This is a genomic window from Acidimicrobiales bacterium (assembly GCA_036273495.1).
Taxonomy (GTDB): Bacteria; Actinomycetota; Acidimicrobiia; order Acidimicrobiales; family JAJPHE01; genus DASSEU01.
This window is the reverse complement of sequence record DASUHN010000180.1, coordinates 1-5,942: the sequence shown is the minus strand read 5'-3', so window position 1 is coordinate 5,942 and position 5,942 is coordinate 1. Positions and strand designations below refer to the sequence as shown.

Genomic DNA, 5,942 nt, shown 5'->3' with positions numbered 1-5,942 from the left:
CGGCCACGGCCAAGTTGGGGATCGCCACGCCGGACGATCTGGCCGGCCGGATGGGGGAGCTGGCCGCCATCGGCCCATCGGTCTCCGCTCTCACCGCCGGCACGGTCCCTGGCGAGGGTCATGCCGCCCGCCAGGCCTCGGGTCCGGCCATCCGCCTGCTCGGGCCCTGTGAGGTGGTCGTCGGCGGAGCGGTCGTCGACTGTCCGGCCGGCCTGCTGGGCCAAGCCCTCAAGCGGGTGGCGCTGGCCGGGCGGCTGCCGATCGAGGAGCTGATGGAGGAGCTGTGGCCCGGCGCCGCCCCGGGCGCCGGCCGCCAGCGGTTGCGCACCCTGCTCACCCGGCTGCGTCAGGTCGTCGGGCCCCTGCTGATGCGGGACGGGGACTGGATCAGGCTGGCCCCCGAGGTGGAGGTCGACACGCTCCGCTTCGAGGAGCTGGCGGGTGCGGCCGAGGCGGCAGCGGCAGCCCGGGACCCGCAGGCCGGCGAGCTGGCCGGCCGGGCCCTGAAGCTGTACCGCGGCGAGCTCCTGCCCACCGACCGCCACCTCGACTTCACCAGCGGCCGGCGCGAGCGGCTGCGGCGCCGCTACCTGTCGATGGTCACGATCGCGGTCGACCACGTCGCACCGGGTCAGGTCGATCGCGCCGTGCGGCTGCTCGAAGCCGCCATCACCGAGGACCCGCACGAGGAGACGCTGTACATCCGCGCCGCCGCGCTGCTCGCCACCGCCGACCGAGCCGGGGAGGCGGCGTCCTTCCTCCGCCGCGCCCGCGCCGCCCTGGCCGAGCTCGGCGTCGAGCCTTCGTCGGAGGCCGTCGAGCTGGATCGGTCGCTGACCCGACGTTGACGGGGCGACTGGGCGGCCGGCCGCGATAGCATGCACGCTATCATGGCGGGGTGGACGGCTCAGCCCTGAGAAAGGCCCGAAACCGGGCCGGTCTCTCGCAGCGGGGCCTCGCCGCCCGTACGGGTGTGGCGCAACCGACCATCGCCCGGATCGAGCGGGGTCTGGTCGATCCCCTGGTCGGGACCCTGACCCGCCTCCTGGCGGCGTGCGGTGAGGAGCTGGAGGCGCGGCCGCAGCTCGGTGCCGGCATCGATCGCACCGGCATCCGTGAGCTGGTCCGACTGACCCCCGCCGAGAGGATCGCCGGTCTCGTGGAGGAGGCGAGTGCGGCCGAGCGCATCGCCCAGGCCCGGCGGCGGGGATGACGAGGTACGACCCCCACGGGGCGCCGACACCATCGCCGCGGGTCAGAACTTCACCTTCACAACCGACGCCGGACCGCTCGACGTACTCGGCTGGCGCGCCGGAGCTCCCGACTTCGAAGCAGTTGCGTCGAACGCCGTCCGGTTCGACATCGGCGAGGGTCTCGAGGTCCCGGTCTGCGACCTGGACGACCTGATCCGGATGAAACAGGCCGCCGGCCGTCCCAAGGACCGGGTCGAGGTGGAGATCCTGGGCGCGGTGAGAGACGAGTTGCGCCGTTCCCCGAAGGAGGCGCCACCTCCTTAGGTTCACGGACTAGCCCGTCCAGGCCGTCGGTAATTTCGTCATTCGTGTAGCGGCGCGGTAACGGCGCGTCCTTACCGTCGGCTCGTGCTCATCTCGTTCGTGCTGCGGCTCCGCCCGGACGGCCTCGCTGCCGGCGAGATCGTCGGAGAGGTCGAGGACATCGAGTCGGGCGCGCGCCACGCCGTACGGGAGACGGCCGACCTGGTCGCCTTCTGCCGGCGGATGACAGCAACTTCGAGGAGCGAATGATGCGACGGCGGCTGGCCCACTCGATCCTGGCGGGCGGTCTGCTCGCACCGGCCCGGACCCTGCTCGGCGCAACGGTGGCTGGGGGATGGGGGGCGGGAGGCGGCGCGGCCACCTTCGCCCTCCTGGCGTCTCTGGACCGGGCTGGGCTCGCTGACCCACGCCCCGACGTCCTAGGTCAGGCCACCCCCGCCATCAGGGGCGCCGCTCCTCCCCGGATGGCCTCGGCGGCCTCCCGGCGGAGGTGGTGGCCCGACCCCGGGCTGGCCAGGGTCAAGGCGGCCACCCGGACGAGCACGAAGTAGTGGTCGAGCTGCCACTCCAGCCAGGGCAGGTCCCGGGACTCCATGAGAGCGACGCCGCGTTCCACCCCCTTGTCGATGATCCCGACCAGCTCGCCGCGGCCGGCCTCACCCAGCTCCTCCCACCGACGCTCCAGCAGGGCAGCGGCGCCGACGAGGACCGTGAAGACGTCGAACAGCTGGTCGGCGAAGACCTTGCCGTCCGCCCGCCCCCCGAGCTGACCCGTCTCGTTGCTCATCTCAAGTGGCTCCTTCCGCCGCCCATGCCATTAGAACGTGAGAGCCGGGCTCCGATGACGGCAATTCGCCGCAAATCGCCCCGAGAGCAGCCGATGTTGCCAGTCGGGCGGGTGAGGTAGAACACGGGCGTGCAGATCGGCGTGGTCTTCCCTCAGACCGAGATCGGCGGGGACCGCGGGGCGGTGCGCGCCTACGCCTCGGCGGTGGAGGGGGCCGGGTACTCGCACATCCTGGCCTACGACCACGTGCTGGGTGCCGACTGGTCCCGGCACCCGGACCGCCCCGGCCCGTACGACCAGGACAGCACCTTCCACGAGCCCCTGGTGCTGTTCGGGTTCCTGGCGGGGGTCTGCGCCCTCGAGCTGGTCACCGGCATCGTGATCCTGCCCCAGCGCCAGACCGCCCTGGTCGCCAAGCAGGCGGCCGAGGTGGACCTGCTCACCGGGGGCCGCTTCCGGCTCGGCGTCGGCCTGGGCTGGAACCCGGTCGAGTACGAGGCCCTGGGGATGTCGTTCTCCAACCGGGGCCGGCGCATCGAGGAGCAGATCACCCTGCTCCGCCGACTGTGGACCGAGCCGGTGCTCGACTTCGAGGGCCGGGAGCACCGGGTGAGCGCGGCGGGGATTGCCCCGCTGCCGATCCAGCGCCCGATCCCCGTCTGGATGGGTGCCTTCAGCAAGCCGGCGCTGATCCGCCTGGGCCGGCTGGCGGACGGCTGGCTGGCCACCGCACCGCCCGGCCACGGCCTCGAGGAGGGACTGGACCATGTGCGCCGGGGCGCCGAGGAGGCGGGCCGCGACCCGGCGGCCATCGGGCTCGAGGGCCGCGCCGATGCCCGCCCCGGTCAGCTCGACCGGGTCGTGGAGCACGTAGGGCGGTGGCGCGCCGCCGGCGCCACGCATCTGTCGGTCAACACCATGGGAGGGGGCCTGGCCGCCGTCGACGACCACATCGCCGCCCTGGTGGAGCTGGCCCCGGCGCTGGGACTCGAGGGCGGGGGCGCCGGTCAGCGCTGAGGTGCCGGTGGGCGCCGGGCCCACACCGCGAACAGCGGGTCCCCTTCGTGGTCCCCGGGCGTGCACCGCCGGACCTCGGCCGGCTCCCACGCCCCCGACAGCCGGAAGTACTCCCTCACGATCTCGCACCGGCCCTGGTCCGACGCGTACAGCCAGCCGCGGACGGCCTTGGTGGGGAAGAGCCGGTTCGAGAACGTGCAGACGAACCGGCCCCCGGGCCGGAGCACCCGGCCCACGTCGGCGAAGACCTCGATCGGCCGGACCAGGTAGTCGACCGACACGCAGCACACGGCGTCGTCGAACGACTGGTCTCCGAACGGCAGTGAGGCCCCGAAGTTGAGGTCGTGCAGCACCCGGTTCCGGGCCTGCGGATTGCGGGCCAGCTCGGCGCTGTTCATCCCGAGGACGGTGAGCGACGCCGGAGGCTCCCGGAAGTGCGAGATCCACGAGCTCATGAGATCGAGGACCCGCCCGCTGATCCCGAGCTCCTCGTAGAGCCGGCGCACGGCGGCGATGGCGGCGTCGTCGATGTGGGTGACGAGACGCGGGTAGGCGTAGAAGGCGGGGTCGGGGCCGGCGTCGACCCGGTCGAAGAACCCGGGCGGGAACGGTCCGGCGTCCTGGGCCGGTGACGGATCCACGCGCTCAGTCCGGTGTGGGGGCGGGACCCGGTGTCAGAACTCGAGCACCAGGCGGCCCCGGGTTCCCCCGGCGCCCAGCACCTTGTGGGCCTCTCCCGCCTGAGCGGCGGGGTAGGTGCGCGCCACCCGCAATGTGATCTGTCCCGCCTCGACCTGCTGGCGGAGGCGATCGAGCTTCTCGTGCTCGCGCGCGTAGGTGCGCACCCACACCGGGTGGAAGGTGATGCCGCGCTCCTCGGTGCCGGTGAATCCCCGCACGGTCGCGATGCGTCCGCCGTCGCGCACCGCCGGCACCACCAGCTGGTCGAGGAGGGCGCCGTCGACCAGGCCGTCGACCCCGTCGGGGACGGCGGCGCGCATGCGCTCGGCCACGTCGTCACCCCGGGCCACCACGACGTCCGCGCCGAGCCGGCGGACAAGGGCCTCGTCGGCCGGGGCGGCGTCGGCGACGACCCGGAGGCCGTCGGCCTTGGCCAGCTGGATCACGTAGCCCCCGAGGGCGCCGGCGGAGCCGGTGACGCCGATCGTGGCACCCGGGGGCAGCTCGAGGAGGTCGAGGGCCAGTCGGGCGGTGAGCCCGTTCATCGGCAGCGTCGACGCCTCGGCGTGACTGGTGCCGGCGGGGGTGCGCACCACCGACTCGGCGGGCAGGGCGATGCGCTCGGAGTAGGCGCCGTGGGATCCCTTCGGCACGACCACGGCCATCACCCGGTCCCCGACCCGGAGATCGGTGGACACACCCTCGCCTATCTCCTCCAGGATCCCGGCCGCATCCATGCCCGGCACGTACGGGGGCGGGTCCCGCTGCAGCATCTCGGCCCGGGCCCCGGTGGAGATGTAGGTGTCGGTGGGGTTGACGGTGGCGGCGAGGACCCGGATCACCACCTCACCCGGCTCGGGCTTGGGATGGGGGATCTCCACCACCTGCAACGAATCGGGTCCCCCGAACTCGATCACGCCGACTGCCTTCATCTGCTTCCTCCTTGCCGCCCGGACGAGTGCGTCTTCGACCACCCGGCCTTCGCCGGGCCGGACTGTATGTGCCGGGCCCGCATGTGACATTGGTGACACAAATTTGTGTTATCACTGGCATGCGTGTTATCAATGATCCGTGCCCCGGGACGAAGAGCTGACGTTCGCCGATCACATGGGCCGCTTCTATGCCCGCCGATTCGGCTACCCGCCGATGGTCGGGCGGGTCCTCGGCTACCTGCTGGTTTGCGAGCCGGCCGACCAGAGCATCGGTGAGCTGGCCGAGGCCCTGCTGGCGAGCCGGAGCGCCATCACCGGCGCCCTCAACGTGTTGGAGCGGATCGACGCCGTCCGCCGCACCCGGGCGGCCGGCGAGCGGATGGACCGGGTGAGGGTCGACTTCTCGTCCGCCCAGACGAGGGGCTTCGACGTCACCGAGTACGAGGAGCTGGGGGACCTGGCGCGGGAGGGGATGGTCGTGCTGACCGGGGCGGCACCGGAGCGCCGGGCCGACCTGGTGGAGATGGCGGCGTTCTCCGACTTCCTCGTCGAGCGGATCCGTGCCCTCCAGGACGAGTGGGAGGCGCATCGCGACGCGCTGCGCGCCTCGGGCGCGCTGGGGGAGGGGTCGTGAGTCCCTCAGCGGCGCCCGCCGTGGCCGCCCACGGTGTCCGCAAGGCGTTCGGGGACCACGTGGTCCTCGACGGCGTCGACGTGGTCGTCGACGAGGGCAGCGTCTTTGCCCTCCTCGGCTCGAACGGAGCGGGCAAGACAACGATGGTGAACATCCTCGCCACCCTGCTCGACGCGGACGCCGGTGAGATCCGGGTGGCCGGCTGCGACCTGGCCGCCGACCCGGACGGGGTGCGGCGGGCCATCGGGGTGACCGGGCAGGTCTCCGCCGTCGACAACCTGCTCACCGGGGAGGAGAACCTGCGCCTGATGGCGGACCTGCGCCACCTGGGTCGGGCCCGCGGCCGGCAACGGGCGGGGGAGCTGCTCGAGAGC

10 protein-coding genes are annotated in these 5,942 nt (G+C 72.9%); 7 read left to right on the top strand and 3 right to left on the bottom strand.

The features are described from left to right. From VFW24_07620 to VFW24_07605, 4 genes are all read left to right on the top strand, one after another. Positions 1 to 848, top strand: an 848-nt coding sequence (locus VFW24_07620; protein HEX5266626.1) for a bacterial transcriptional activator domain-containing protein, incomplete at its 5' end; no start/stop codon positions are given. 50 nt (positions 849 to 898) lie between these two features. Then, a complete protein-coding gene (locus VFW24_07615) occupies positions 899 to 1,213 on the top strand; it encodes a helix-turn-helix domain-containing protein (GenBank protein HEX5266625.1) in 315 nt (104 codons plus the stop codon). Next, the gene (locus VFW24_07610; GenBank protein ID HEX5266624.1) at positions 1,173 to 1,517 is read left to right on the top strand and encodes a hypothetical protein; all 345 of its coding nucleotides are present in this window, start codon (positions 1,173 to 1,175) and stop codon (positions 1,515 to 1,517) included. Before VFW24_07615 ends, VFW24_07610 begins: the two co-directional genes overlap by 41 nt. An 84-nt stretch (positions 1,518 to 1,601) precedes the next feature. Beyond that, on the top strand, positions 1,602 to 1,766 hold the full coding sequence (locus tag VFW24_07605; protein HEX5266623.1) for a hypothetical protein: 165 nt from the start codon (positions 1,602 to 1,604) through the stop codon (positions 1,764 to 1,766). 175 nt (positions 1,767 to 1,941) lie between these two features. On the opposite strand, the gene VFW24_07600 is transcribed toward VFW24_07605, so the two are convergent. Then, entirely contained in the window at positions 1,942 to 2,304 is a 363-nt protein-coding gene (locus VFW24_07600) for a hypothetical protein (protein HEX5266622.1), read from the bottom strand. Positions 2,305 to 2,433: 129 nt separating this feature from the next. Here VFW24_07600 and VFW24_07595 point away from each other — a divergent pair, with 129 nt between their 5' ends. Then, positions 2,434 to 3,321, top strand: coding sequence for an LLM class F420-dependent oxidoreductase (locus VFW24_07595; protein ID HEX5266621.1), 888 nt, complete (start codon positions 2,434 to 2,436; stop codon positions 3,319 to 3,321). Here VFW24_07595 and VFW24_07590 read toward each other — a convergent pair. Further along, positions 3,312 to 3,962 carry a methyltransferase domain-containing protein gene (locus VFW24_07590; GenBank protein HEX5266620.1) on the bottom strand — a complete coding sequence of 217 codons (651 nt, stop codon included), beginning with the start codon at positions 3,960 to 3,962 and terminating at the stop codon, positions 3,312 to 3,314. The two genes, VFW24_07595 and VFW24_07590, sit on opposite strands and share 10 nt — an antisense overlap. 33 nt (positions 3,963 to 3,995) lie before the next feature. Further along, complete coding sequence (locus tag VFW24_07585; protein ID HEX5266619.1) at positions 3,996 to 4,934, bottom strand: NADP-dependent oxidoreductase; 939 nt, start codon at positions 4,932 to 4,934, stop codon at positions 3,996 to 3,998. A 139-nt stretch (positions 4,935 to 5,073) separates the two neighbouring features. Between VFW24_07585 and VFW24_07580 the strand changes: the two genes are divergently transcribed. Both VFW24_07580 and VFW24_07575 read left to right on the top strand, forming a co-directional pair. Continuing rightward, positions 5,074 to 5,568 (top strand): hypothetical protein, encoded by a 495-nt coding sequence (locus VFW24_07580; GenBank protein HEX5266618.1) that lies wholly within the window; start codon positions 5,074 to 5,076, stop codon positions 5,566 to 5,568. Next, positions 5,565 to 5,942: ATP-binding cassette domain-containing protein (locus tag VFW24_07575; protein ID HEX5266617.1), on the top strand; the 378-nt coding region annotated here is incomplete at its 3' end. The genes VFW24_07580 and VFW24_07575, both read left to right, overlap by 4 nt.

Bases quoted from the DNA above. Each gene is read 5' to 3' on its own strand.
- VFW24_07600 (HEX5266622.1), bottom strand. From the start codon at position 2,304: ATGAGCAACGAGACGGGTCAGCTCGGGGGGCGGGCGGACGGCAAGGTC.
- VFW24_07585 (HEX5266619.1), bottom strand. From the start codon at position 4,934: ATGAAGGCAGTCGGCGTGATCGAGTTCGGGGGACCCGATTCGTTGCAG.